The following is a 1,813-nucleotide window of genomic DNA, read 5'->3' as shown; positions in this document are numbered from 1 at the left end:
TCATGCCCGGCCGAACCGGCCAGATCGGTCATGCTCAACGTCACTGTGAAGAAGATCCCGTTCTCGCCCTGCTCATGCTGCTTAAGTCTCGTTCGTCCCGTGTGTCACACCAGTTTGGCAGAGAGGGCGGTGGGCGAGCCGAGGGCCCATCCCCCTACATGCTCGATCTCGCATAGCGCGCCGGGGACCTCACAGCCGTGGACGACGCACGTCGGATTGAGGGCTTCCAGGACGCGGCGCTGGGCGGGGGTGGCGAACCGTTCGGTGCGGCCAAGGTAGAGCGGCAGGTGTCCCTTGCCGAGCAGCAGGGGTGAGACTCCGGCGGACAGAGCGATGCGGCGGGCCTGCTCGGCGGGGATCGGTGTCCCGTCGGTGAGGCGGGCCGGGGCGGTGCCGCCCGTGAGCGTGTCCAGGTCGCAGATAACGGTGACCTTGGTAGCGCGATGTCCGCCGGACAGGACGGAGTTGAGTGCGGCTGCGGTGCGTTCGGACAGGTCACGGGGGTCGTCGCTCCCTGCCGGTTTGGCCAAGGGTGCGAGGGTGCCGTCCCAGATCGCGGCGTCTTCGGCGTTGAGCCAGCCTTTGATATAGCGGCCGCCGTCCAGGGAACGCGTGGAGTCGATCCAGGACCGCTCATAGCCACGCTTGGCGTCCTCGGGCGCGGGTTCGGTGCCGTCGCGTTCGGTGATCACATCACGGATCCGACGGCCGAACGAGGCGACCTTCCCAGCAGAGAAGCCCTGGTCGACCATGTCCAGCAGGACGTTCTCGGCGGCGGCGCAATCGGCGTCGTCCAGCCGCGCGACCGCACCGGCGATGGTGGATGCGTACCCCAGCGGCAGGTCCCCGGCGGCCCAGCGGCTCGACACCTGGGTGAGGCGGTGCCGCTGACGCGCCAGGGTCAACCGTTCTTTGGCGCGGGCCTCGCGCATCCCGAGACGCGACCGCAGCCAGGAACGGGTGGAAGGGAACCCCCATCGCTGCACTTCCCGGCCGGTGTCGACCACGCCGACAAACCCGGCGAGCGCGGCTTCCTGCATGTCGCCGGCGGTGGCGAGGGTCTCGGCGAGTTGGATGCAGGCCCCGGCAGATTCCGGTGGGGTGCGGCGCGCCAGTTCAGCGGCGATCACGGACGTGGCGTTCACCAATTCCATGGTGGACGCTTCATCGAGATCGACCGCGACTGAACTCATACTCAGAGTTTACCCCACCGGAGACGCATTTACGCTCTCGTGATGACGATTCAGCGCACATATTTTTGACCTGGCAGCCAGATTTCCGATTGTTGAGATATGTCCGAGTCGGGCCTTTCATGAAGCGCCCAAAGATTCTGATCCTGTTCAGGGTCGATCGAATGATCCCTCTTGGAGGGGTGGGGGCGGCGCGTCGGGCAGAGGGCAGGCGGAGCCTGCCCGACGAAAGCTGCACTCAGGGGCCGCAGAGGCTCCAAAGTCAAGGGTGGCCGAAGGCCATCGCGAAGCGACGCGAAGCGCCTTTGACTTTGGAGGGGCGGCCCCGTACGCAGCGCCACCCCCACCACAATTCCCTCGATCACCAGGGGTAGGTTCCGCCGTTTTCGTTGATGAATACGCCGGTTTCGGGGGCGGTCGTCTGGCGGGCTATGTGGGCTCCGCCTTCGTCCGCGCTCAGGGTGCCTGTGTGGCCGTTCAGGTCGGTGGCGCAGAAGTAGCTATTCAGCCTGAGATGGCTGTGTGGCGTGATCTGGTTCAGGCGGCTTGTGGTGGGGCGAGTGCGGGTGGGAGCCATGGTCCGGTGCTGAACAGCTGTCGGAGTGCGTCGAGTTTGTCGATGC

1 protein-coding gene and 1 pseudogene are annotated in these 1,813 nt (G+C 66.2%); both read right to left on the bottom strand.

Annotated elements, in window-relative coordinates; all coding sequences use genetic code 11:
* Positions 1-104: 104 nt before the first annotated feature.
* Positions 105-1,193: a DUF222 domain-containing protein gene (locus tag HUX53_RS30055; RefSeq protein ID WP_176406595.1), complete on the bottom strand. Its 1,089-nt coding sequence runs from the start codon at positions 1,191-1,193 to the stop codon at positions 105-107.
* 358 nt (positions 1,194-1,551) lie between these two features.
* Positions 1,552-1,813: pseudogene (locus tag HUX53_RS40275) on the bottom strand (hypothetical protein); the annotation flags it as partial.

Origin of the sequence: Actinomadura sp. BRA 177 (genome assembly GCF_013372625.1) — a bacterium.
Classification (GTDB): Bacteria; Actinomycetota; Actinomycetes; order Streptosporangiales; family Streptosporangiaceae; genus Spirillospora.
The sequence above is the reverse complement of the archived record's forward strand: the minus strand, read 5'-3'. Positions and strand labels throughout refer to the sequence as shown.